Annotated in this window: 22 protein-coding genes and 3 pseudogenes; 11 read left to right on the top strand and 14 right to left on the bottom strand. The window is 53.7% G+C overall.

Annotation, left to right across the window (positions count from 1 at the left end):
• Nucleotides 1-108 precede the first annotated feature (108 nt).
• Nucleotides 109-1,128 (bottom strand): serine hydrolase, encoded by a 1,020-nt coding sequence (locus tag JCM2850_RS10095; RefSeq protein ID WP_025871596.1) that lies wholly within the window; start codon nucleotides 1,126-1,128, stop codon nucleotides 109-111.
• Nucleotides 1,129-1,323: 195 nt separating this feature from the next.
• Here JCM2850_RS10095 and gcvH point away from each other — a divergent pair, with 195 nt between their 5' ends.
• Nucleotides 1,324-1,701 carry a glycine cleavage system protein GcvH gene (gcvH, locus tag JCM2850_RS10090; RefSeq protein ID WP_025871594.1) on the top strand — a complete coding sequence of 126 codons (378 nt, stop codon included), beginning with the start codon at nucleotides 1,324-1,326 and terminating at the stop codon, nucleotides 1,699-1,701.
• Between the two features lie 30 nt (nucleotides 1,702-1,731).
• Here the strand turns inward: gcvH and JCM2850_RS10085 are convergent, their stop codons facing one another.
• From JCM2850_RS10085 to JCM2850_RS10070, 4 genes are all read right to left on the bottom strand, one after another.
• Nucleotides 1,732-2,001, bottom strand: a complete 270-nt coding sequence (locus tag JCM2850_RS10085) for a hypothetical protein (protein ID WP_025871593.1) — start codon at nucleotides 1,999-2,001, stop codon at nucleotides 1,732-1,734.
• Entirely contained in the window at nucleotides 1,995-2,294 is a 300-nt protein-coding gene (locus tag JCM2850_RS10080) for a hypothetical protein (RefSeq protein WP_148301238.1), read from the bottom strand. The genes JCM2850_RS10085 and JCM2850_RS10080 overlap by 7 nt, the downstream gene beginning before the upstream one ends.
• 68 nt (nucleotides 2,295-2,362) lie before the next feature.
• Complete coding sequence (locus JCM2850_RS10075) at nucleotides 2,363-2,794, bottom strand: DNA polymerase III subunit chi (RefSeq protein WP_025871589.1); 432 nt, start codon at nucleotides 2,792-2,794, stop codon at nucleotides 2,363-2,365.
• 6 nt (nucleotides 2,795-2,800) lie between these two features.
• Nucleotides 2,801-4,300: a leucyl aminopeptidase gene (locus JCM2850_RS10070; RefSeq protein ID WP_025871587.1), complete on the bottom strand. Its 1,500-nt coding sequence runs from the start codon at nucleotides 4,298-4,300 to the stop codon at nucleotides 2,801-2,803.
• A 98-nt stretch (nucleotides 4,301-4,398) separates the two neighbouring features.
• On the opposite strand from JCM2850_RS10070, the pseudogene lptF reads away from it, so the two are divergent.
• Together lptF and lptG are read left to right on the top strand one after the other, a co-directional pair.
• A pseudogene (lptF, locus tag JCM2850_RS18525) lies at nucleotides 4,399-5,486 on the top strand (LPS export ABC transporter permease LptF).
• 4 nt (nucleotides 5,487-5,490) lie between these two features.
• A complete protein-coding gene (gene lptG, locus JCM2850_RS10060) occupies nucleotides 5,491-6,561 on the top strand; it encodes an LPS export ABC transporter permease LptG (protein WP_025871585.1) in 1,071 nt (356 codons plus the stop codon).
• Nucleotides 6,562-6,659: 98 nt separating this feature from the next.
• Here lptG and JCM2850_RS10055 read toward each other — a convergent pair whose 3' ends face one another.
• From JCM2850_RS10055 to JCM2850_RS10045, 3 genes are read right to left on the bottom strand one after another with little or no spacing between them, the layout of a single operon-like run.
• Nucleotides 6,660-7,133 carry a DUF3106 domain-containing protein gene (locus tag JCM2850_RS10055; protein ID WP_036265924.1) on the bottom strand — a complete coding sequence of 158 codons (474 nt, stop codon included), beginning with the start codon at nucleotides 7,131-7,133 and terminating at the stop codon, nucleotides 6,660-6,662.
• Nucleotides 7,115-7,477 carry a DUF3619 family protein gene (locus JCM2850_RS21030; protein WP_025871581.1) on the bottom strand — a complete coding sequence of 121 codons (363 nt, stop codon included), beginning with the start codon at nucleotides 7,475-7,477 and terminating at the stop codon, nucleotides 7,115-7,117. Before JCM2850_RS21030 ends, JCM2850_RS10055 begins: the two co-directional genes overlap by 19 nt.
• Nucleotides 7,474-8,064 (bottom strand): RNA polymerase sigma factor, encoded by a 591-nt coding sequence (locus JCM2850_RS10045; RefSeq protein ID WP_025871579.1) that lies wholly within the window; start codon nucleotides 8,062-8,064, stop codon nucleotides 7,474-7,476. Before JCM2850_RS10045 ends, JCM2850_RS21030 begins: the two co-directional genes overlap by 4 nt.
• A 149-nt stretch (nucleotides 8,065-8,213) precedes the next feature.
• Between JCM2850_RS10045 and JCM2850_RS23980 the strand changes: the two genes are divergently transcribed.
• The 8 genes and pseudogenes from JCM2850_RS23980 (at nucleotide 8,214) to JCM2850_RS10010 (ending at nucleotide 18,167) form a co-directional block, all read left to right on the top strand.
• A complete protein-coding gene (locus JCM2850_RS23980) occupies nucleotides 8,214-8,453 on the top strand; it encodes a PP0621 family protein (protein WP_025871577.1) in 240 nt (79 codons plus the stop codon).
• Complete coding sequence (locus JCM2850_RS10035; protein ID WP_025871575.1) at nucleotides 8,450-10,048, top strand: ATP-binding protein; 1,599 nt, start codon at nucleotides 8,450-8,452, stop codon at nucleotides 10,046-10,048. The genes JCM2850_RS23980 and JCM2850_RS10035 overlap by 4 nt, the downstream gene beginning before the upstream one ends.
• Nucleotides 10,045-11,429 (top strand): annotated as a pseudogene (locus JCM2850_RS18520) (sigma-54-dependent transcriptional regulator). Before JCM2850_RS10035 ends, JCM2850_RS18520 begins: the two are co-directional and overlap by 4 nt.
• Before the next feature lie 100 nt (nucleotides 11,430-11,529).
• Complete coding sequence (gene ampD / locus JCM2850_RS10025; protein WP_036265955.1) at nucleotides 11,530-12,063, top strand: 1,6-anhydro-N-acetylmuramyl-L-alanine amidase AmpD; 534 nt, start codon at nucleotides 11,530-11,532, stop codon at nucleotides 12,061-12,063.
• Nucleotides 12,064-12,195: 132 nt separating this feature from the next.
• On the top strand, nucleotides 12,196-13,056 hold the full coding sequence (locus JCM2850_RS18515) for an efflux RND transporter periplasmic adaptor subunit (RefSeq protein WP_234406199.1): 861 nt from the start codon (nucleotides 12,196-12,198) through the stop codon (nucleotides 13,054-13,056).
• Nucleotides 13,057-13,058: 2 nt separating this feature from the next.
• The gene (locus JCM2850_RS22790) at nucleotides 13,059-13,307 is read left to right on the top strand and encodes a permuted SH3 domain-containing protein (RefSeq protein WP_234406198.1); all 249 of its coding nucleotides are present in this window, start codon (nucleotides 13,059-13,061) and stop codon (nucleotides 13,305-13,307) included.
• Nucleotides 13,304-16,389 (top strand): annotated as a pseudogene (locus tag JCM2850_RS18510) (efflux RND transporter permease subunit). The gene JCM2850_RS22790 and the pseudogene JCM2850_RS18510 overlap by 4 nt, the downstream one beginning before the upstream one ends.
• A gap of 350 nt (nucleotides 16,390-16,739) precedes the next feature.
• Nucleotides 16,740-18,167, top strand: a complete 1,428-nt coding sequence (locus JCM2850_RS10010; RefSeq protein ID WP_025871571.1) for an OprO/OprP family phosphate-selective porin — start codon at nucleotides 16,740-16,742, stop codon at nucleotides 18,165-18,167.
• Between the two features lie 128 nt (nucleotides 18,168-18,295).
• Here JCM2850_RS10010 and azu read toward each other — a convergent pair whose 3' ends face one another.
• The 6 genes from azu to JCM2850_RS09985 form a co-directional block, all read right to left on the bottom strand.
• On the bottom strand, nucleotides 18,296-18,745 hold the full coding sequence (gene azu / locus JCM2850_RS10005) for an azurin (protein WP_025871569.1): 450 nt from the start codon (nucleotides 18,743-18,745) through the stop codon (nucleotides 18,296-18,298).
• Between the two features lie 275 nt (nucleotides 18,746-19,020).
• Nucleotides 19,021-20,277: a dicarboxylate/amino acid:cation symporter gene (locus JCM2850_RS10000; protein ID WP_036265922.1), complete on the bottom strand. Its 1,257-nt coding sequence runs from the start codon at nucleotides 20,275-20,277 to the stop codon at nucleotides 19,021-19,023.
• A 9-nt stretch (nucleotides 20,278-20,286) separates the two neighbouring features.
• The gene (locus tag JCM2850_RS18505; protein WP_148301237.1) at nucleotides 20,287-20,643 is read right to left on the bottom strand and encodes a hypothetical protein; all 357 of its coding nucleotides are present in this window, start codon (nucleotides 20,641-20,643) and stop codon (nucleotides 20,287-20,289) included.
• Between the two features lie 41 nt (nucleotides 20,644-20,684).
• A complete protein-coding gene (locus tag JCM2850_RS18500) occupies nucleotides 20,685-22,019 on the bottom strand; it encodes an RsmB/NOP family class I SAM-dependent RNA methyltransferase (protein ID WP_439645859.1) in 1,335 nt (444 codons plus the stop codon).
• 16 nt (nucleotides 22,020-22,035) lie between these two features.
• Entirely contained in the window at nucleotides 22,036-23,148 is a 1,113-nt protein-coding gene (locus tag JCM2850_RS09990) for a DUF3108 domain-containing protein (protein ID WP_051525362.1), read from the bottom strand.
• Between the two features lies 1 nt (nucleotide 23,149).
• Nucleotides 23,150-23,851: a DUF3108 domain-containing protein gene (locus JCM2850_RS09985; protein ID WP_025871565.1), complete on the bottom strand. Its 702-nt coding sequence runs from the start codon at nucleotides 23,849-23,851 to the stop codon at nucleotides 23,150-23,152.
• Nucleotides 23,852-24,010 lie beyond the last annotated feature (159 nt).

Genomic DNA, 24,010 nt, shown 5'->3' with positions numbered 1-24,010 from the left:
AGCAATGACGTGACTAGCTGCGATAGGAAATACAGGCAATAAAAAAGCCCGATATAGGCTATCGGGCTTGGAATGGGTTATCAGTGAGGGCAAAACACCCTCTTAACATCAACTCATATGGCGCAGGCTATTGCTACTCTCTATCCATTTGCGAATTTTCTGAGCATCGCCTATGCGTGAGTTCTTGCTGAAGGAATCCAGCAACACAATAATCAAGGGCTGCCCGGCAATCTCAGCCTGCATTACCAGGCAACGCCCAGCTTCATTGATATAGCCAGTCTTGGAAAGCCCTATCACCCAGTCACTGTTGCGCACCAGCACATTGCTGTTGACGTAGTTGAGCGGTGCACGCATGCCGTGCACAGGCACTGAGTAGGCAGCCGAGGTCGAAACATGACGAATCTCGTGGTATTGGTAGGCGGCGCGTACCATTTTCACCAGGTCTTCTGCGGTGGAAACATTGGCGCTGTTAAGGCCTGTGGGGTCGGCAAAACGGGTATGCAGCATGCCTAGCTGCATGGCCTTCACGTTCATTGCCGCGACAAAGGCTGGCAAACCACCTGGATAATTGCGGCCCAGCGCAGAGGCGGCGCGGTTTTCTGAAGCCATGAGTGCCAATTGCAGCAGTTCAGCACGGCTGAGGCTGGTGCCCAGGGTCATGCGTGAGCTGGTGCCTTTGAGGGTATCCACATCTTCACGCGTGATCATCAGCTTTTCATCCATATCCAGCTTGGCGTCCAGCATGACCATGGCGGTCATCAGCTTGGTCACTGAGGCGATAGGGGTAGCGAGATCGGTACTTTTGGCGAACAGAACTTCACCAGTTTCCTGATTGACGATCAGCGCCTTGGTGGAGGCGAGTTGCAAGTTGCCTACTTCGTCCTTAAATACACCTGGGCTGGCGCTTTTGGTGACTTTGCTATTGGAACGTATGGTGCTGATGATACGGCCGCTGGCTTCGTTCTTTTTGGCGACCGTGGTCTTGGTTTTTTTCTTGGCGACGACTTTTTTGCTGGCTTTGGTTTTGCTGGAGGCGGTTTTTTGCGGCTTTTTCTCGGCGGCGTGCACCAGCACAGGTGGCATACACAATGCCAGCACCGTCAGAAATAATGTGAATTTACGTATCATGGCCCCGCCCCTCGTGCATCTGTCCCGACTGAATATTAATCAAAAAACTTTGAATTGTCATTAAGATAGCAACGAAACTTTATACTGTTTCTTGATATCGAGTGACAAAAAATCTTCTAGGTGATCTTCAGGTAAGTTTGGCCTAGTCTAGTTTGTGCGAAAATACCCTGCATCATAAACCCATAGAGTTATGTCATGAAAATTCCTGAGCACCTGCAATACACGGCTGAGCATCTCTGGGTGCGCCAACATGAAGATGGCCATTGGCTGGCCGGAATCACGGATTATGCACAAGATCTGCTGGGGGATATTGTTTATGTTGAAGCGCCCAAGCCCGGCAGTAGTCTAAGCGCTGGTCAGCCTTGCGGCCTGGTGGAATCGGTCAAGACTGGCTCAGACTTGCATGCGCCTCTGGATGGCACGGTGTTGGAAATCAACGAATCCCTGCAAGGTACGCCAGAGCAGATCAACGATGATCCTTATCAGGCTTGGATTTTCTCTTTTATCCCCGCCAGCAATAGCAGCGGTTTGTTAAGCGCCGCGCAATATCAGGCTTTGCTGGGCGAGGCCTAAACTCTCGCGCCACCAAGCAGGTGACAGAACCTAGTCCTTGCCTGGCTCCTCATCCTTCAAGGCATCCTGCACCCTGAGGCGCACGCTTTCACTGAGGGCCGCTTCCAGTTCGGCACTCAGCCTGGGGCCTAGCACTTGCACCTCTCGCAGCAAGGCCTGACGGATCACATCCGACATGACAGGCTGTATATCGGCCAGCACTGCTGCCACCAGATCTTCGCGCGCCGGAGCTTCCAGATTTTCCGGTGTGGGATTTCCATCGTCCACAGGCAGAAAGCGGATGCTGGAATCAGCTAGCAATGGTGCAAGGCTGTGTTCACTCTCAGGCTCTGCCGGGAAATCTGACTGCTGTTCAACTTCAGGCGCGGCATGCATGGCCGCTGCACCAGCCCAGCCCTGTTGCGCTGGCTTCTCGTTATTGGCAGCAAGACTGCTGCTAAGTCACTGGATGCAAACAATTGCTCCAGCTCCACCGCCGCAAACGCATCCTGACCCTGATACACATCCGTCAGCACGGGTATGCCGTCATCAACCACGCTGGCAGGCGCTGCTGCATGGGCCTTGGCATTGCTCAAGGCCTGGATGCGGCTCAATACCAAGCCAATTCGTTTTGTTCACTCATGCGGCCATCCTTTTTCTTTCACGCTTGATCAGTCGCGCTTTATGCCAGGCTGCTGCCGTTGGCATCAAAGGTCTTGATCTCATAACCTCTATCTCTGTAAAAACGGAAGCGCGCACGTGCCGCTGCTTTATCCGCTTCATCCAGGCCCACCACTTCAATCAACCTGCGGAAGCGGCTGAAAAATGGCGGATGCTGATCGTGCAGGTTGATGAGGATATCGTCATGGGGCAAATGCTCGCTACGCCAGTCTATGATGACAGGAGTTTCAGCCGCACGCGCATGGGTGGCATGGCAATGCGGCAGAAATCCGGTAGGTGGCTGACTCCACAGTAGCTTGCCTAGCTGTTCAGCAGCCTGCTGGCTGGCTGTGTACAGCATCAGGCGTCGGCCGCGCCCGACGGCGCGGCTGCTGAGATCGGCCACATGCATGGCCTTGTCTTCGACATTAAAGAAGAAGTCTACCCGGGTCATGCTGGCTTATTTCCCGGACTTTGCCGCACGCTGTTTGAGAAACTCGGTCAGCAGCGGCACCGGACGCCCGGTAGCGCCTTTGTCCTTGCCTGACTTCCAGGCAGTACCTGCGACATCCAAATGCGCCCAGTCGTATTTCTTGGTGAAGCGCGAGAGGAAGCAAGCCGCGGTGATGCTGCCACCTGCACGGCCACCAATATTGCCCATATCGGCAAAGTTGCTGTCCAACTGGCTTTGGTAATCATCCCACAGCGGCATATGCCAGGCCCTATCTTGCGAGGCATTCCCCGCTTGCAGCAGTTCCTGCGCCAGATTGTCCTGGTTGCTGAACAAGCCACTGGCGTGATGCCCCAGCGCAATCACACATGCGCCAGTGAGGGTAGCGATATCCACCACTGCTTGCGGTTCAAATCTTTCTGCATAAGTCAGCGCATCGCACAGAATCAAGCGGCCTTCGGCATCGGTATTCAGCACTTCTATAGTCTGACCAGACATGCTGGTCAGCACATCGCCAGGACGTGTGGCATTGCCATCAGGCATGTTTTCGCAGGTGGGAATAATGCCTACCACGTTAAGTGGCAAGCCTAGTTCAGCGATAGTCTTGAAGGTTCCCAGCACGCTGGCGGCCCCACACATATCGTATTTCATCTCGTCCATATCAGCACCGGGCTTGAGCGAGATGCCGCCAGTATCAAAGGTAATGCCCTTGCCCACCAGCACCACGGGCTTCTGGCTCTTTTTGCCTTTTTTGTGCTGTAGCACAATCAGTTTGGGTGGCTGCACACTACCCTTGCTCACGGCCAGGAATGAACCCATGCCCAGCTTTTCAAGTTCGGCCTGCTCCAGCACCTCCACGGTTAAGCCGTGGCTCTTAACCAGAGCCAAGGCCTGCTCTGCCAAATAGGTAGGGGTGCAGTAATTCGGTGCCAGGTTGCCTAAATCTTTGGCAAAGCTGACGCCAGAAGCCAGCGCCAGCCCTTGCTTGAGGCCAGCTTCAGCCGCAGCCACATCAGCGCGCTCTGTCACCTGCACCTGCAGTTTGGCGATACCCTTTTTGCTATCGCCAGCCTTGGTCTTGAATTTATCAAAGCGGTAAGTACTGTCTTGCGCCACTTCCACCAATTGCGCTACGCGCCAGGCCAGGTCGTGCTGCTGCACGGCCACTTCGGCAAGGTAAGTCACAACCTCTGCGGCATTCAAGCCTGCGAGGGCGCGGATGGAAGCACGGGCGGCTTGGCGGTAAGCGCGTTCATTAAGGTCGCGCTCCTTGCCCAGGCCCACCAGCAGCACACGCGTTGCAGCAATACCAGGAACATGGTGCAGCAGCAGGCTGGAACCCGGCTTGCCATCAATATCACCCGTGCGCAGCACGGTGCTGATATGGCCATTGGCGGCCTGGTCAACCAGGGCGGCGGCGGCCGAGAGTTTGCGTGACTCAAACACGCCCAGCACGATGCAATCTTTGCGCAGCTTTTCCGGATTACCGCTTTTTATGCTAAATTCCATTCCTCGATCCTTAAGATATAAGCTTCTTGGATTATCCCGCGTTTTCACGCTAAATCAACCTCAATTGCGGATTTGAACCCCGGCTACCCGTTTTTAACATGCTCTTCAAACGCTCATTACTGCAAGAGCTAGTCAGCACTGCCATTGGTGGTTTTTTGGTGCTGTTTGGCATTGTCATCGCCCAGCGCGTGGCCTATTACATTGGCATCGCAGCCAAGGGTAGCCTGGCCAGTGACGCCATCAACACCCTGCTCGGCTTCAGCATGCTGAAATTCCTGCCCATGATGCTGTCACTGACGCTATTCCTAGCGGTATTGTTGACCTTGTCCCGCTGGCATAGAGATAGCGAAATGGTGGTGTGGTTCAGCTCCGGCCAGGGTCTGTCCAGCTGGATACGTCCGGTGCTGACTTTCGGCATTCCTATTATTGTGGTGATTTCTTTTCTCAGTCTGTTTGTCACGCCCTGGGCCACCAACAAAGGTGCCGAGTTCCGTGATCAGTTGAAAAGCCGCGATGAATTGGCCTCGATAACCCCTGGTGTATTCAAGGAGTCGCGCCAGGCTGATAGAGTATTTTTTGTCGAAAGCTTTGATGAGCTGGGCAATATCGTCAAAAATATCTTTGTTCAGTCCATGCAGCACCAGAAGCTGGGCATTATTGTCGCGGCACGCGGCCACCGCGAAACTGCAGAGAACAAGGATAACTTCCTGATCATGCTCAATGGGCGCCGCTACGAAGGCACGCCCAATACTGCGGAATACTCCATCACTGAGTTTGAGCGCTATGCCATCCGCATAGAACCCGCAGAAGTACAGCAACAGCAACCACCCAATACCCAGTCCAAAGCCAGTATGGAATTGCTCAAGGAAAATAGCCCGGACAACAATGCCGAGCTGCAATGGCGTCTCGCCATCCCGATCTCGGCGTTTGTGCTGATTCTGCTGGCAATACCCTTAAGTTTTGTTGACCCGCGCTCGGGCCGCTCAGCCAACCTCATGCTGGCCTTGCTGATCTATATTGTTTACAACAATCTGCTCAGCATCATGCAAGCCTGGCTGGCACAGGGCAAAATCTCCCCTATGGTGGCTTATGGCCAGTGCACGCCTTCTTCCTGATACTCACCTTCTGGATGTTCTACCGCCGCCTGTTCCAGCTGCCATTCCTGCCACGTTTATGGCGCAAGTAGAGTCATGAAACTACTCAATCGCTATCTTTCCCAGGAAATCATCTCCAGCATCATGTTGATCATGCTGGCGCTGCTGGCCATGTTCTCCTTCTTTGACCTGATCCAGGAGCTGGAAAGCCTGGGCAAGGGCAGCTATGGCATCAACAAGGTATTACTATATGTCTTGCTGAGTGCGCCCGGCCATGTCTACGAAGTTGTCCCAGTGGCGGTGCTGGTAGGCACTATGTATGCCCTGGGTCAGTTCTCACGTTATTCCGAGCTGATCATTCTGCGGGTGAGTGGCATCTCCATACGCAAGATTACTTTCGCCTTGCTGCGTGTCGGCCTGATCTTTGCCGTGCTGACCTTTTTGGTGGGCGAGTTAATTGCGCCCTTGAGCGAGAAAGCCGCACAGCGCATCCGCATTCAGGCCACAGATTCAGTAGTGGCACAGGATTTCCGCTCTGGACTTTGGGTCAAGGATGGCAATAGCTTCGTCAATGTGCAGGATGTACTGCCTGACACTGGCCTGATGAATATCCATATTTATGAATTCGACAATGAATTCCGCCTGCGCACCATCAGTAACGCCAAAGATGGCCGCTTTGATGGCAAAAACTGGAGTTTGAACAAAGTCACGCAAACGCATTTCACTGAACAGAATATACGCACCAGCTTCCTGGAAGAAGCCACCTGGCAATCACTAATACGCCCGGAGTTGCTCAACGTGTTATTGGTGGTTCCCGAGAAAATGTCAGCCTGGAACCTGTATTTCTATATCAACCACCTGAGCAGCAACAAGCAGAAGACTTCGCGTCACCAGATAGCCTTGTGGTCGAAGATGATTTATCCGCTGGCTTGCCTGGTGATGGTGATTTTGGCCTTGCCTTTCGGTTTCCTGCAACAACGCTCAGGTACCGCCAGCACCAAGATTTTTGCTGGCATCATGCTCGGGATTGTTTACCAGGTATTAAACCGGGTGTTTGTGCACTTGGGCCTGCTCAACGACTGGTCGCCGCTGTTCAGCGCAGTGGTGCCGACCTTGCTATTCATGGCGGCAGGCATATTCATGCTTTATTGGGTAGAGCGCAGATAGCGCAGGCTGAAAATAAAACAGCCTAAGCTGGGGGCTTAGGCTGTGTATTCAGCGCCATGCTGTTGAGTTAGGTTTTGTTTAACTCAATGCTGCGCAACTCAATCTAGATCATCATCAAGACCGGGATCAATATCCGGGTTTTCACGCCGTAGCGCTTCGCGCTTGGCTTCTGGCAATTTCTGATACTCCAGCCACTTCTTGCGTATCTCTGCCTTTTTCTCAGCAGGGAGGTTTTGATATTCCTGATATTTCTTACGCGCGTTCTCACGCTCATAAGGTGTCATGCGGCTCCAGTGCGTCAAACGCTTCTGCACCCGCTTTTGCTGATCTGCTGACATCTTGGGATAGTCCCTGGCGATATCCAGCATTTTTTCCCGCTGCCAAGGGCGCAGGATATCCCACTCACCAGCCAATGGGGCCAACACCTTGCGCTGGCTATCCGTCAATTGCGCCCAACCGGGTTCTTTCGCTTCAGTCTCGGCCAGCACAGTGCTGGCAAACAATAAAACCACAGTCGCTAATGCTGGCCTGATCAATAGAGCAGCTCTAGCCCCTAGCGCTGTTCTAGCCATGAATAAAAACCTCTATCAAGATATGCCTCGGGGGGGAGTTCAGACGCCAGCAGGAAGGCATCACCACGTTCAGTGTTGCCATGTCCGGTCAATTCCTGGGTCAAAATGAAGGTGAAAAATACCGCGCCTGCCAGCGCAGCCAATGACAGGCCACGTTGATAAGGCAAAAATCGGTTTGCTAACAGGGCGAGTACGCCTGGCCCAGCTTGAACATGTTGTCCATGCGCGGCAAGAGCGCGCTGTCTTGCCTGTTGTAAACCCGACGCCGTTTCAGGCGTTAACTGCTGTGTGCTTGCATCCAGGTACTGGACGACTTCTTGTGCAAATTGCTGTTCGTGTGTCATTGCCCGCCCCCCGCTTTCTCGAGCACTTGTTTACTGAATCCATATTTTTCGAGTGCAATGGCTAAAGCATGAACTGCACGCGAACAATGCGTCTTGACGCTGCCCTCGGAGCAACCCATGACGGCCGCTGTTTCGGCAACATCCATCTCTTCCCAATAACGCATAATAAATGCTTCTCGTTGACGCGTTGGTAGATTTTTTATTGCGTCTTCTATGATGGTGATGGTTTGCTGGCGCTCGTACTGGACTTCAGGCTCGTCGCTGTCGTTTTCTGCCACCATGGATTCCAGCGGATCATGCTCTTCATCGCTGTCGTTACTGACGCCCAGTGAAGAGAGCAGCGTGGTCCACACGCCGCGTATCTTCTGCCTGCGCCAGTAATCCTTCATGGTGTTTTGCAGTATGCGCTGGAATAGCATGGGGTATTCTTCCACCGGCCTGCTCGCATATTTCTCGGCCAGCTTGAGCATGGCATCCTGAACGATATCCATGGCAGCATGATCATCACGCACGGCATAGGCCGTCTGCTTGAAGGCACGACGCTCAACTTGCGCCAGGAATTGTGAGAGTTCTTGTGTACTTGCCATGATGTGGGTTGGACGGTACAGCGGGCATTAAGTGCTTTGCCACTGTTAGGTCTCATGCTTTTTGCGAGTATAACAGGTTTGTTTTTTGTGACTGCGCGCGCTTTTGGCTACAATTCCAGCCAATACAACTCACCATTACTGCAGCCATCATGTTCAAAATTCTGTTGCTCGCCATCGCATTCTGGTTGCTTTACTCCCTGCTCAAGCGCTATCGCAATAATATGAATCAGCAGCCACCCGCTCAAAGTAAATCCCAGAGCGGGACCAACGACAACAGCCTGATGGTGCAATGTGCCTACTGCCAGGTACATTTGCCCAGTAATGAAAGTATCAAGCAGGGCCAACTGCATTTCTGCAGCCAGGATCACGCCCGGCAATACCAGCCATGAGTCAAGACCAGGCTACGCTGTCAGGAGGGCCTTATTGGCGCCCGATGGCGCTTTTTTCCTGCTATCGCCTGTTGCTGGCGATTATTTTTCTGCTCTCCTATGTCCTGCTTGAGGACAACCGTGTCTGGCTCAATTACAACAATAGCTTATATCTTGGCCTAGCCCTGGCCTACTTTGTTTTTGGCCTGGGTGCGCTGGTGCTCAACCTGCTGCGCAAACCCAGCTTCAGCATACAGTTACCCCTACAAACCCTGGCCGATATTGGCTTTATTTTGCTGTTGATGTATGCCAGCGGGGGCATCAAAAATGGCCTGGGCCTGTTGCTGATTGTCACCATTACCGCAGCCAGCCTGATCAGCCAGGGCAGGCTGGCGCTGTTCTATGCTGCGATTGCCAGCATAGGCTTGCTGCTGGAACAAACGCATCAATTGCTCTATTGGTCGGAAGACTATGGTGATTACTCCCATGCGGTGATGCTGAGCATCAGTTGCTTTGCTACCGCCTGGCTGGCGCACAGCCTGGGCAAGCGCGCTACCCAGCATGCGCTGCTGGCGTCGCAACGCGGTGTGGATTTGGAGAATCTCGCCCAAATCAATCAACTCATCACCGACGAAATGGAAGATGGCGTGCTGGTGGTGGATAGCGAACTCAGGTTGCGCCATCGCAACCAGCAAGCTGACCATTTGCTCGGTGCCATTAAAGAGCCGCGCCATAACCAGCCCCTGGCGGAATATGCCCCCGAACTGGAGCAAATGCTACAGCAGTGGCAGCAACGCGAACGCGGAAGTGGAAAACGCCGCAGTGCGCTTAAATTACGGCTGGACAAGCGCGAACTGCGTATCAAGCTGCGCCCAGTCGGTGAAGATTATCAGCAAGGCAGCGTGGTGTTTATTGAGGATTGGAGCCAAGTTCAGACGCAAGCACAGCAGCTCAAGCTTGCCGCCCTGGGCCGTTTGACTGCCAATATCGCCCACGAAATCCGCAATCCGCTCAGTGCTATCAGCCATGCCACGCAGTTGCTGCAAGAAGATGAATCCCATGACCCTGCCAGCCAGCGCATGCTGCAGATCATCAGCGACAATGTGCAGCGCATGGAGCAGATGATCAAAGATGTGCTGGAGCTTAACCGTCGTGACCGCACCAAGCAGCAGGAGATCCGCCTGGCCGAGTTTCTGCGTGAATTTCATGACCAGTTTTACCAGGTGGAGAAAATTCCGCCACAGTCCTTTGTGCTGGATACCAGCGACCTAGAACCCACCATTCTTTTCGACCATAGGCATTTGCATCAAGTGTTGTGGAATTTATGTCGCAATGGCTGGCGTCACAGCCGCCAGCAGGATGCCAGCCTGACCCTGTCACTGAAGGAAGAAGCGCGGCAGTGGCTGATAGAGATTCGCGACGATGGTAATGGCATTCCACTTGATGCCATGCCGCATCTGTTTGAGCCGTTTTTTACCACTGAAAGCACAGGCACAGGACTTGGGCTTTATATCGCCCGCGAACTATGCGAAGCTAATGGCTCAACCATAGAACATGTCACCACTGAATCGGGTTGCATTTTCCTTATCCACATCAAGAAAACTGAAGCTGCATGAGCACGCCCCCTGCCTGCCTGGTCGTAGACGACGAGACCGATATCCGCGAATTGCTGGTGCTGACCCTGGAGCGCATGGATATCCGCGCCGATAGCGCCAGCACTCTGGCAGAAGCACAGCATTTGCTGGAACAGGGCCAATATTCGCTCTGCCTCACCGATATGCGCCTGCCAGATGGCATAGGCCTGGATTTGGTCAAACATATTTCCCAGCATTACCCCGGTCTGCCAGTGGCGGTGATCACGGCCTATGGCAGCGCAGAGAATGCAGTCTCAGCACTCAAAGCTGGGGCCTTTGATTACCTCACCAAGCCCATCTCGCTCAAGCAACTGCGACCATTGGTGCAGTCGGCCCTCAAACTCTCCAGCCCGGCAGAAAGCAGCAGCTCCGCTGCAGGCCATCACATGATAGGTAACAGCACTCCCATCAAGCAGGTGCGCAGCATGGTGGAGAAGCTGGCGCGCAGTCAGGCACCTGTATACATCAGTGGCGAGTCAGGCAGCGGCAAGGAGCTGGCCGCGCGCATGATTCACCAGAACAGTTCACGCCATGATGGCCCCTTTATTGCCGTCAACTGTGGGGCAATTCCAGAAAACCTCATGGAAAGTGAATTCTTTGGTCATAAAAAAGGCGCGTTCACGGGCGCCACCCAAGATAAGGATGGCATGTTCCACGCCGCTAAAGGCGGCACCTTGTTCCTGGACGAAGTAGCCGACCTGCCTTTAGCCATGCAGGTCAAACTGCTGCGTGCCATACAAGAGAAAAAAGTCCGCATGGTGGGCAGCACCGTAGAAGAAAGCGTAGATGTACGCATCATCAGCGCCACCCATAAGAATCTGGCCGTGATGATGGAGCGTGGCGAATTCCGCCAGGATCTTTATTACCGCCTCAACGTAATTGAACTGAAAATGCCTGCGCTGCGCGAAATGCCAGCCGATATCCCCTTGCTGGTGCATGCCTTGTTGCAAAAGCAATGTAGAGAAGAAGGCCGCCCAGTACCAGAATTGAGCGCCGAGGCTAATCAGATACTGGCGCGCCATAGCTTCCCCGGTAATGTGCGTGAGCTGGAGAATGTGCTGGAGCGAGCCCTGGCCCTGAGTGATGGCCATGTGATTACCCCAGATGACCTGCTGCTGGAGCAGGAAAATATCATTACCCCCGTGGATGGCAGTGCGATGGAAGCCAGCGCACTCAATCATCTCAGGTTGACGAAGGCATGGCCTTGCCGGACTATCTTGAGCAACTGGAAAAACAAGCCATACTCAATGCGCTGGAAAAAACTCACCACAACAAGACTGCGGCCGCCAAATTACTTGGCGTCAGCTTCCGCACTTTTCGTTATCGCCTGAGCAAGCTCGGACTCAGCAAGGATAATGACTAGGCCTGACCAAGTTAAGGGCTTGATGACCACCCCGCCTGTATCAGATTCCGCCTCACATACCCCCGCCTCTAGTGATACAGGCGCGGATACAAGCTTAACCATGCTGCCTGGCGGCATCGTCGCCGAGGCGGAGTTTATTCCCTCCCCCAATCGGGATGTCAGGCCCGAGGGCATGCCTACCGAATTGCTGGTCATCCACAATATCAGCCTGCCACCTGGAGAATATGGTGGTAACGGTATCCGCGAGTTATTTACCAATCAACTGCAAGCGGGCGATCACCCTTATTACGCCAGCATACACACGCTCAAGGTCTCAGCGCATTTCGTCATTCGCAGAGAAGGTGAGCTGCAGCAATACGTCTCTTGCGAGGCGCGTGCCTGGCATGCCGGGCTATCGCAGTGGCGGGGTAAAGAACGCTGCAATGACTTTTCCATAGGCATTGAGTTGGAAGGTTGTGATGATGAAGCTTTCACCGCCGCCCAATACCAGCGCTTATGCCGCCTGATTGCACTACTGCAACATCATTACCCAATACGTGACATTGTCGGTCATTCTGATATCGCGCCCACGCGCAAGACCGACCCTGGCCCCTACTTTGATTGGAAAATACTGGCGCAATTTAAGCAACAATGATGCAAATCAATCTGAATTCAGTATAGACTTTTGGCTTCTCGCAATCTCCGCTAGTAGCACGATTAATTATATGCGGCGTACCGTGGCTTACTCCCGGTAATGCGCAACTTGAATTCAGGAAGTAAAACTTAAATGCCAGGCTATCGTTTATGGGCCAGTGCGCTCTCGGCCTTGCTGGCACTGAGCGTCAGTGCTTGCAGCAAACCCGAAGACAACAATAAGAAACCCACGCCCCCATTGGTCAGCGTCACCCAGGCAGAAACCACGCGCCTGGAAATTCGCGAGCAGGCCATAGGCACGCTGGAAGGCATTATGGACCCCACAGTGGCAGCCGAAGTGCCTGCCCGTGTAGTGCGTATTCTGGCCAGTCCTGGGCAGGTGGTAAAAAAAGGCGAAGTCATCGCCCTACTAGACCCGCAAGATTACACCCTGCAGCAACGTGAAGCCGAGAGCGAAGTCGCCAGGCTGGAAGCCCTGCTGCTTAACCAGCAGCGCAATGTGGAACGCAATGCAAAGCTGGTAGAGAAAAACTTTATCTCGCAGTTTGCACTGGACGAGCTGGAAACCCAGAAGATTGCTTTCAAGCGCCAGTTAGAAGGGGCACGCTCACGTCTGGAAACCATTACCCATAATGGTGGCAAGACTCGATTGCTCTCACCTATCGATGGCAAGGTGGAAAAGCAAATTGTCTCCCCCGGCGATTACGTCAAGGTAGGTGACCCCATCCTGCAGATCATCAGCAACCAAAAGCTGCGTGCGCACCTGCCTTACCCCGAGAATTTGGGTGGCAAACTGCGCCCAGGTCTCAAGGTGCGCCTGACTACCCCTACTTCGGATCAAGAAGCTGAAGGTGTGCTGCGGGAGTTCAAGCCGGTAATAGTGAGCACCAATCGCGCCATTGATGTGCTGGTCGATATCATCGATCAGCCGGCTGGCAGTCGGGTGCCAGTGTCACTGGCAATATCATTCTGGGCGAATATCAGGACGCCATAGTCGTGCCTGAGCTCAGCGTGGTGTTACGTCCGGCTGGGCAGGTGGTGTATGTGATTAAAGATGATGTAGCGCAGCAACGCATCGTCAAAACTGGCATTTACCAGGATGGCCGCATTCAGATTCTTGAAGGTTTGCAAGCCGGGGAAACCATCGCTGTGGATGGTGCCGCTTTCCTCACCGATCAGGCCCAGGTTCAAATCAAGTCTGAAATCAAAGCCCAGACCAAGCCTGAGCACAAGGCACAGCCATGAGTTTGCCGGAAATATCAATTAAGCGGCATGTGCTGGCCTGGATGGTCTCTGGCCTGTTGGTGCTGCTGGGAATTATCAGTTATCAGCGCATAGGCGTGGATAGACTGCCTTATATCGAATTCCCCATTATCTCAATCACCACCACGCTCAAGGGTGCCAATCCTGACATTGTCGATGCCAGCATTACCAGCGTCATCGAGTCTTCGGTCAACACCACGCCGGGCATAGAACACATTCAATCCGGCTCATCACCCGGCGTCTCGGTCATCACCATCACCTTTGGCTTGGAAAAGAATATCGACGTTGCCTATAACGAGGTGCAATCCAAGGTAAATCAGGTATTGCGCCGCCTGCCCGACGATACCGACCCACCCCAGGTGCAAAAGGTCGAGACCAATGCCCAACCTATTATGTGGCTGGCGCTACGCGGCGACCGCACCACACAACAGATTAACCTCTATGGTTTCAATGTGCTGAAGAAGCAGCTGGAAACCATAGATGGCATAGGCGAAGTCCGCCTGGGCGGCCGCCGTGACCGCACCATACGCGTACATGTATTGCCTGAGCGCATGGCCGCCTACAACCTGACGGCCACAGACCTGATTGCCGCTTTTGGCCGTGAGCATGTGCAACTGCCAGGGGGCTTTTTGGTGGGGCAGAGTTCCGAGTACCTCATGAAACTGGACTTGGAATTCCACACCCTGCGAGATCTCGCGGAAATGGTGGTGAGCTACCGTGATGGTGCCGCCATCAAGCTCAAGGATATTGCCGAGCTGCAAGATGATGTGGCGGACTACCGTCAACTGGCGCGCTTTGGTGGCAACCCCGCGGTGGGCCTGGGTATCGTCAAGGTAGCCAACGCCAATACCGTCTCCATTATTAATGCCGTGCAGCGTAAGCTGGATAAGGACATACGGCCCAATCTGCCGCCTGGCATGACGCTGGATATCTCCACCAATGATGCGCTGTTCATCAATGATATCGTGCGCGCGCTGCAGGATCACCTGGTAGAAGGCACGCTGCTGGCCGCGTTTATCGTCTGGTTGTTCCTGCGCTCGCTGCGCTCCACCCTGATTATTGCCACCGCCATCCCGGTCTCGCTATTGGGGGCCGTTGCCGTCATGTATTTCTCCGGCTTCACCTTCAATACCATGACGCTGTTGGCCTTGCTGCTGCTAATAGGCGTGGTGGTCGATGACGCCATTGTGGTGCTGGAAAATATTCACAGGCACTTGACCCTGCGTAGCCGCAACAGCCAGGAAGCCCCTGCCGTACTCGCCAGAATGGCGGCTATTTCCGGCAGCCGCGAGGTAGCGTTTGCCGTGGTGGCGGCCACTTTCTCACTGGTGTGTATCTTCGCGCCCGTGATCTTTATGGACGGCATGATAGGCAAGTTCTTCAAGTCCTTCGCGGTGGTGGTGACCTTTGGGGTGCTGGTATCACTGCTGGTGTCGCTGACGCTGACGCCTATGCTCTGCTCGCGCTACCTGTCTGCGCATGAGCCCAGCGGCCGTTTCTATCGCTGGCTGGACAAGGTTTATCACGCCATGGACCGCAGCTATGCCCGTAGTCTGCGCTGGACCCTCAAGCACCGCTGGCTCATTATGCTGCTGACCTTGCTGGTCATCCTGGGCAGCGGCTTCTTCTTTGGCAAGGTCAACAAGGAGTTCATCCAAGATTCGGACGAAGGCCGCTTTATGATTTCCTTCCGTACGCCACTGGGCTCCAGCATTGAATACACCAATAGCCGCCTGACTTTGCTTGAAGGTGTAGTCTCCCGTTATGACGCGCAGATTGCCAGCTACTTCAGCACTATAGGCGTAGGCGCGCAGGGCCAAGTCAACAAGGTACGGTCAGCATCAGGCTCAAGGAAAGGCGCGACCGCAGCATGAGCCAGCAAGATTTGATCAAGGCCATGCGCGTGGAGCTGGATCAGATTCCCGGCGTACGGGCTTTCCCGGTGCCAGTGGCTATTGTGGGTGGCCAGCGCTCGGAAAAGCTGCAACTCAACATCACTGGCCCCAACCTGGAACAAGTCGCGCAACTGGGTAAAACCATGCAGCGCATGCTGGGTGATACCCCAGGCATGGGCAAGGTCGATCTGGATCTTGACCTTGATTTGCCACAGCTCACCATGCAGATAGACCGCGTGCGAGCCGCCAGCCTGGGGCTATCCGCCACCGATTTGGCCACCGCACTTAATCTCTATACCGGGGGTATTGATGTCGCCAGCTTCAATGACGAGCCTGGTGACGGTCAGCGCTACGATATTCGCCTCAAGGCCAAGGAAGGCAGTTTATCCACCCCTGATGACCTGAAGAAAATCTATCTGCGCAGCAACTCGGGTGAGCTGGTACGCCTGGATAGCGTTGCCAGCTTCAAGCAGACACTAGGGGCTGCGCTGATAGGCCGCTTTGACCTGCAATATGCTGCCAGCCTGTATTCCAACCCCTCGATGCCATTGGGTGATGCCATTCAGCTGGTACGCGATAGTGCGCAGGAAATCCTGCCGCCTGGCTACAGGCTGAATTTGATAGGCCAAGCCGAGGAATTACAAAAGACCAGCAAAAACATGATGTTTGCGTTCAGCCTGGCTCTGCTGTTGCTGTATATGGTGCTGGCCAGCCAGTTTAATTCCTTCCTGCAGCCCTTGATTATCATGCTGGCGCAGCCGCTGGCCATCATAGGCGGCGTATTTGCGCTATGGTTGACGGGTAACTCGCTGAATATCTTCTCCATGATAGGGCTGGTGCTGTTGATAGGCTTGGTGGCGAAGAACTCTATTCTGCTGATAGACCTGACCAACCAGTTAAGGGAAGAAGGCAAAAGCGTAGACCAGGCATTAAGCGAAGCCTGCCCCATACGCTTGCGCCCGGTACTGATGACCTCGCTCACCATTATTCTGGCCCTGCTACCTGCGGCATTGGGTTTGGGCGCAGGCGCAGAAACCAATGGCCCACTCTCCATTGCGGTGATAGGCGGCATGATTTCTTCCACCTTGCTCACCTTGGTGGTGGTGCCAGCGGCTTATTCCCTGGTCATGAACGCCAGACTACGCAAAACACAGGCTGCCGCAGCCTAATGCCTGAGTGCCCGCCAGTGCCCAGGCATTGCTCGATTGCATTACATCTATACCCCGCTTGCCAGTATTGCACTGGCAAGCCCCTCTGTCGCAATTCTGCGCAAATCCCCATCCAACTCTTAGTCCATCTCACAGGCTCTTAGCAGGGTCTAGCTGAGCAGCGCAGGTCTTAACATTACGCAACTTGTTGTTATATTTGAATTTTCGTGTTTTGTAAATCGTTGTAAAAGTAGGCCATTTCTGGTCTAAGTGCCCGTTTTTGACACGGAACTGTCATATTCCCCGCCAATAATCCCGCCTCATTGCAACACGTCTGGTTGCCGTTTTATTTAATACTGGAGAAAGTCACAATGAAGCTCAGAAGTCTGTTTCCTCTTGCCCTAGGTAGCTTGTTGCTGGCGAGCTTGCCCGCCCATGCCGACTCTACCGAAGACATTCTGGAAATGCTCATGAACAAGGGCGTATTGACCAAGGAAGAAGTCAGCAAGATTAGCGATAGGCGCAAAAGCGAGAAAGTGGCGGATGAGGAAAGCCACAAGGCTGATATCCGCCCGGTATTCAAGGATGGCATACGCCTGGAAACCGCAGACAAGTCACAATCCCTGGGCTTCAATGGCCGTATCCAGGCGGATTACCGTTACTTCGACAAGAACGCGGCTGAAAGCGCGGATACCTTCGATATCCGCCGTGCTTTCATGACCATGCAAGGCCGCTACTACAAATACTACGACTTCAATATCACCGCTGACTTTGCCAATGTCGCCAATGGTAGTCATCTGGATGAAGCCTACTTCGGCATCAACTGGTGGGATCAAGCCCGCTTGCGCTTTGGTCAGTTCAAGATGCCGTTTGGTATGGAGCAGGACACCAGCGATATCTTTACCGAATTCCAAGAGCGTGGACTACTGGACGTGCTGACCCCAGGCAAGGAACGCGGGGCTATGCTGTTTGGCAACCCGACCAAGGGTGTGTTCTACGGTCTGGCTACTTCCACTGGCCGTGGCAAGAATATCAACAACACCGACAATCAGGTGGATGGTCTGGACATCATAGGTCGCGCCAGCGTCAACTTTGCCCAGTTCCTCGGCAACAAGGATGCGGTTTATCACTTGGGTGCTGGTTTCTCTCGTGGCGAACTGTCACCCAATCAGGTAGTGGCCCCTACTGCACGTACCGAAGCCAGAGGTGTGGCCTTCTTCACCCCCACCGCTTTCACGCATGACAACAGCGATGACCTGACCCGTACCCGCTATGGTCTGGAAATGGCCGTGGCGCAAGGTCCGTTCAAGCTGCAAGCTGAGTGGATGAAGCACAACTATGAAGGCAAGACCAGTCTGCATCAGAATTTCGACAAGGATATCAAGGCCTGGTACGCCGCCGCCAGCTGGCTGGTGACTGGCGAACACTTTGCCGACAGCTATGGCAGCTTGGGCTTGTTTGGCCGTATCAACCCGAAGAAGAACTTCGATATAGGCAATGGCACAGGCACGGGTGCTGTGTTACTGAGCCTGCGCTACTCAGACTTTGATGGCAGCGATTTCGCCGCGGGTTCTGGCCCAGTAGGTTCAGGTAATGTCGCCGCAGGCACAGCCACTGGCGCTCACGCCTGGACCGCAGGCGTGCAATGGATATTGAACCCTAACACCCGTCTGGTGCTGGACTATGTAGATACCAAGTTCACAGGCGGTGTGGCGCGCTATACCAAGTCCAATAACAATGCCACGGCCACGGCAGATGACGAACGTGCTTTGACTGCACGTGCGCAGTTCGACTTCTAGTACGAGTAAATCCCGCTAGCTGAATGGGTAGCGGGCACAAAACAAAAGGGCAGCTTAAGCTGCCCTTTTTTGCTTTACCTTGGTCTGTACCAAGGCAGATGCTGCCTAATGACTTATAGGCTTACAGTTTACTTAACAGTAACTGTACCGCGCATCATAGTAGCGTGGCCAGGGAAGGAGCAGAAGAATGTGTACTTCTCACCAGCAGCCAGCTTGCTAACGTCAACCTTGACGCTGTCCTTTTCACCACCGCCAACCAGCTTGGTGTGAGCAACAACGCGTGCATCACCAGCCTTAACGAAGTTACCAGCTTCACCAGCAGCAACGCCGTCGTTCATAACAGCCTTGAAGTCTGCAGTCTTGGTGATCACCAGGTTGTGGCCCATCACGTTCTTAGGCAGGGAACCAGTGTGCTTCAGGTTCACTGTGAACTCTTTACAGCTCTTTTCTACATCAATGTTCTTGGTGTTGTATTGCATGGCATCGTTGGCTTCAACATCCACGGAGCAGCCTGCTGCCAGTACGGAACCGGAGAACAGTGAAGCTAACAAGATAGCGACGATTTTGCTGGATTTCATATTTACTTCCCTCATCTAAATATAGGCAAGATTGCCTGTGTTATAGAACTGCTCTTTTCATACTGCCTTACTACATTTAGCTAAAACGCTTGCTTGAAACCAAGAGCCTGGATGGGCGCTTACTGTTGCTGCAGCAAACTTTGGATAGGTCATCAATTCCAATTGCGAAAGATTATCAATTAAAACCGAGGATTAATCCAGTGCCTCTCCATGCTGCTATTAACGCATTGTCATCATGCTCGGATGACAGCAGGCGGTAATTCTATACAAAATCATCAACCTGAAACAGGTTTGGCTTCAGAACTCGTGACAATTTCCTGCACTATCAGGCTACCTATCATGTCGCCCTGCACGTTGACGGCGGTACGTATGGTGTCTAGCAAGCGATCTATAGGCAGCAGTATGGCAATCGCTTCCGCGGGTAATCCCACCGATTGCAATACCATCACCATGGTCACCATGCCCGCGCTGGGGATACCGGGCGCCCCCACTGAAGCCAGCATGGCCATGAAAAACACTATGAGCTGCTGCACCAGGTTAAGTTCCACCCCCACCAGGTTGGCGATAAAGAGCGCGGCCGAGGCTTCGTAAAGCGCAGTGCCATCCATATTAATGGTGGCACCGAGCGGAACCACAAAACCTGCAATCTCGCGCCTCACATGCAGTTGCTGCTCAGTGCAGCGCAGGGTCACAGGCAGGGTGGCCGAGCTTGAGCTGGTGGCAAAGGCGGTCACCAGCGCATCTCTGGCACCTTGCCAGAAACGCCAGGGTGACATGCGCGTCACGATATAAAGCATGCCGGGCAAGATGATGACCCCATGCACCAGGGTAATGCCCACCACCAGCACCATGAACTCCGCCATGCTGGCCAGCAAGCCCACCTCTTGAGCCGCCACCAATTTAGCCAGCAGCGCCATGATGCCCAAGGGTGCCAAGCGCATCACCCAGCCGACTATCATCATGATGAGGTCAAACGCCTCTTGCATGAGTTTGAGGAAATTCTGATAACGCTCGCCACCCACCACGATGGCAATCCCGACAATCAAGGCAAAGATCACCACTGCCAGCACATTGCCCTGCGCCAGCGAGCTAAACGGGTTTTGGAACAGGCCCAGCAGAAAATGAGTGAAGAACTCACCCACCGTGAGTTTTTCCGCATGGAAGTCCTGCAAGGCATGGGCAAACATATCCAGATGCATGCCCGCACCAGGCTGGAAGATATTGGTGGCGACCAGCGCCAGCAACACGGCGATAGCCATGGAAATGCTGAAGAACACCAGGGTTGATACCCAGACGCGATGCATCTGTTTATGCGCCTGCAAATTGGCCACACCAACCACGATGGAGGTAAACAGCAAAGGCACCAGCACCATCTTGAGCAAGCCTATAAACAGACCTCCGGCCAAGTTGCTCGCATACATGCCTGCCTCACGGCCGGGTGAATCTGGTGCCAGACTGCCCATGAGTAAACCCAGCAACACGCCAATAAAGGCACCAATGAGGATTTGCGTGTTGAGGCTGGGCAATTTCATGGACGATTCCTAGACAGGGTCCTTGGCGACCTTGGGTTTGGTAGTTTTAGGCTTAGTAGCTGAGGCTTTTGTCGCGGCAGACTTGCTTGCTCTGGGCTTAGTGCTCTTGGCTGCAGGCTTGCTCGCTACTGTTTGACTAATTTCAGCTTCGCTACCTTCAGCTTCGCTACTTTCAACTTCGCTGACTTCAGTTTTACTAGCCTTGACCTTGCTCGCTTTAGTCCCAGTCACTTTGGACTCAGTAACTGCGGACTCAGTAACTGCGGACTCAGCCACTTCAGCATCAGTCACTTCACACTCACTGGCCTTGGCCGTCTTGGCACTGGGCTTGCTGACTTTGGCTTTAGCGACCTTAGGCTTGGTCACTTTCGCTTTACTGGCTTTGCTTGCCGCTACTTCTGCTTCAGCTACCTCAGCCTCAACCAATGCAGCTCTGCCACTTCCTCAACGACAACGTTGCTGGTTGCAATTTCAGCAGATTGATCAGCATTCTTGGCGGCAGAAGCCGCTTTCAGCTCAAACACCGCAGCAAAGAAGCCATCGGTTTCATGCTGATGGGGTAACAGCTTGAGATAAGCCCCGGTATCCAGCTTGACCTGTTGTTGCGCTAGCACATCGGCAGCGTTGACCAACTGGAACTGCGGATGTGCAGCGAGGAAAGCTTCGGCCAATTGCTCGTTTTCTTCGGCCAGCAGGCTGCAGGTAGCGTAGATCAAACGGCCACCCGCTTTCACCAGCTTGGCGGCACGCGCGAGTATCGATGCCTGCTTGGCAGTGAGTTCTTCTACATCCTTGGGGGTCTGCTTCCACTTAAGGTCGGGATTGCGGCGCAAGGTCCCCAGGCCACTACAAGGCGCATCTACCAGCACACGGTTGAACTTGCCATTCAGGCGCTTGAGCTTGGGGTCATTTTCGCTGCTGATTACCTGGCTATACAGATTGGAGAGGCCAGAACGCTTGAGGCGCTGGCCCAGGTTGTACAAGCGCTTTTCCGAGACATCAAACGCATACAGACGGCCGCTGTTACGCATCAGCGCGCCCAGCGCCAGGGATTTACCGCCCGCGCCAGCACAGAAATCGGCAATCATTTCGCCACGGCGTGGTGCCACCAGCAAGGCCAGCAATTGGCTACCTTCGTCCTGCACTTCAATTTTGCCATCCATGAATAGTGGATGACGGCTGATGGACATGCGTTGTGGCATGCGTATGCCAGTAGGTGAGTAAGGCGTCAGTTCGGCACCGGCTTTTTCAGTGTCAAAGCGCGCCATCACCTCATCGCGATTGGCTTTGACCAGATTAACGCGCAAATCCAAACTGGCGGGCTTGTGCATGCTGCGCGCAATCGCAAGTGCCTGCTCATTGCCATATTGCGCTTCCAGACGTTGCCATAGCCACTCGGGTAGATCAGCCTGCTCGGCGGCGCTTAAGCCATCAGTGGATTTAGCTTTGATCTCCTGCGCCCATTCTGTCTGCTGCTTGTTGAGCATGTTTTCCAGCTCGCGCAAGCTGCCACCTTGTATCTTGACCAACCAGGCCACCAGCAAACGGCGCGGGTCTTCATTGCCAGCCATCGCTGCCAAAAAGGATTTACGTCGCAGCACGCCATAGACGGATTCGGCTATCCAGGCACGCTCCTTGGTGCCCAGTTCGCGGTTCTGGCGGAAAAAGCTGCCCAGCTTGGCATCCGCCGGGCCTGAGCCGCTCAATACATCAGCCAGGACCACGCCGGCGAGTCTTAACAAATTTTGGTTCATACGCTCATTTCAATAAATCGGTGGAAATCCGGACGGCCATTTGTTCAATCACGCTGCCATCCTCTTCAGTCTTACGCATTTTAACTGGCAGGTAGAGATAATCCACCGCCAGCCATAATTCGGTTTTTTCACTGCCTGTCTGGTTAACCTTGGCAATGTGCAGGGTATTCACCACACCAAACTCGGTATTCAATATTTCTTCGCCCTCAAACTCATAGTTGAAGGCGGTTAGCTTGCGGCCATTACTCACGCTCAGGCTCATTTGCTCCAGCGGCGGCACAAAGACAAATTGATACATCACACTGAGCAAATCCTGGGTGCCATCGGGTAGCGGCACGGTTTGTATGCCCTTGGCGGTTTCCAGACTGAGGGTATGTTGTGCCCAGTCAAAACGCGATTGTTGCTTCTTGCTCTCGCTACTGCCGTATTGATAGCTGAAATAATCCGGGCGCAAGCCCTGCTCTGTGATACTGCCTGTGCTTTGCTGCAATAATTTGCCGGAGACCACCAAGGCCGCCAGCCCTTGCGCCTCGGTAGTACTCGTCAGTTCATAACGCCCGTCTGGCAAAGCACGATAACGTATATGGCTGACGCCTATCTTGCTGCCGTTGGCACCGCGCAGCACCTTGAATTCGGTATCCACATAGCTGAAGTGAGGTAATGTGCGCTGTTCTTCCTGCACCTGCTCATCTGCACTGGCCGCATTTTGCTGCAAGGCTTCAGCCGTGGCTGGACTATCTCCCTCAGTCTGCTCTGCTGCAGCGTTCTCTGGCAGTATTGCATTTGGGGCAGCATCTGCCGCAGTCTCTGCATTTGCTTCTGCCGAGGGTTCTGCTTGAGGCAATGATTCTGCCTGGGGTTTCGCTTTAGGCTTTATTTTTGGTTTAGCGCTAACTTTTGGTTTGGGCAATTGTGCGTCAGCCAACAATGGCTTATTGGCCTGCAAACTCACCACTTGCAAATGCTGTTCCTCATGCTGCGTCACCAGATCGGGCAGTGACCAATACTCCCCGCCCAGCATCAAGCCATGTAACAACAGGGAAAGCAGCACCGCCAGGCCCAAACCATAAGGCGCCAATTTCCCTTTGGCAGACAGTCGCTGCCACTTGCTGGTCACACTACTCCACATTGATGCTAGTCAGCACCTGTTCAATCTTGTAGCCCTTGTCATCCAGCATCATCAATTTCACTGGCAGATAATGCTGATCAACACCCAGCCAGAACTCCTTGCCGTCTTCAGCAGCGTCTTTGTCTGCATCTTCCAGATGCATCACCTTGAATTTGCCCGCGGGAGTTTCCAGCTGTTCGGCTTTGGCGGTGATCTTGTAGTGATAATTACGCAGCTTTTTGCCAGTGGTAACAGGCAGGTTCAACTCCTCACCACTGGGCGGCGTAAACATGAACTGGTAGATAAAGCTGCTCAGATCCTGGGTGCCGGGTTCCAGTGCAACACTATTCGGTTTGCCTTTGACCTTCATGGTGAGTTGACTGGCTTTCCAGTCAAAATCGGTATACAGCGAGCGCTTTTCGTTATCGCCCTGATGCAGTTCAAAGTGCTCTGGCTTGAGGCCTTGCGCTGTCACTTCACCTTCACTGGTCAAACGTCGCTCACCAAACAGGGCGTAAACGCCCACCCCTTTGGTGACGCTTTCTATGCGGTAACGATTACCTTCTTGCTGATAGGTCTCGGTGACATTGGCAAAGGCTTGCCCGTTACGGGTTGCCTCATAGGTGAGTTTGACCTGCTTGGGCGCTGCCAGCGCCAAACCACTGCTTAACAGCAGGGCAAGCGCCAAGGCAGGGGTACGGATATTGGACATTAAGCCTCCTGGAATGGGTTGCGAGCGATGTTGGGCTAAGCTCAAACACCGCCTCGGATCAGCACAGTATTTGCAAAAAATGATGCAAACTTGAGAAGTGCTAGCACCTCATCCCATTGGCAACTGCGGCTGATTTAAGTTCTAAGCCAGCCCTGATAG

The organism is Methylobacillus glycogenes JCM 2850 (genome assembly GCF_000617925.1).
Taxonomy (GTDB): Bacteria; Pseudomonadota; Gammaproteobacteria; order Burkholderiales; family Methylophilaceae; genus Methylobacillus; species Methylobacillus glycogenes.
This window is presented reverse-complemented; position numbering and strand designations above follow the sequence as displayed.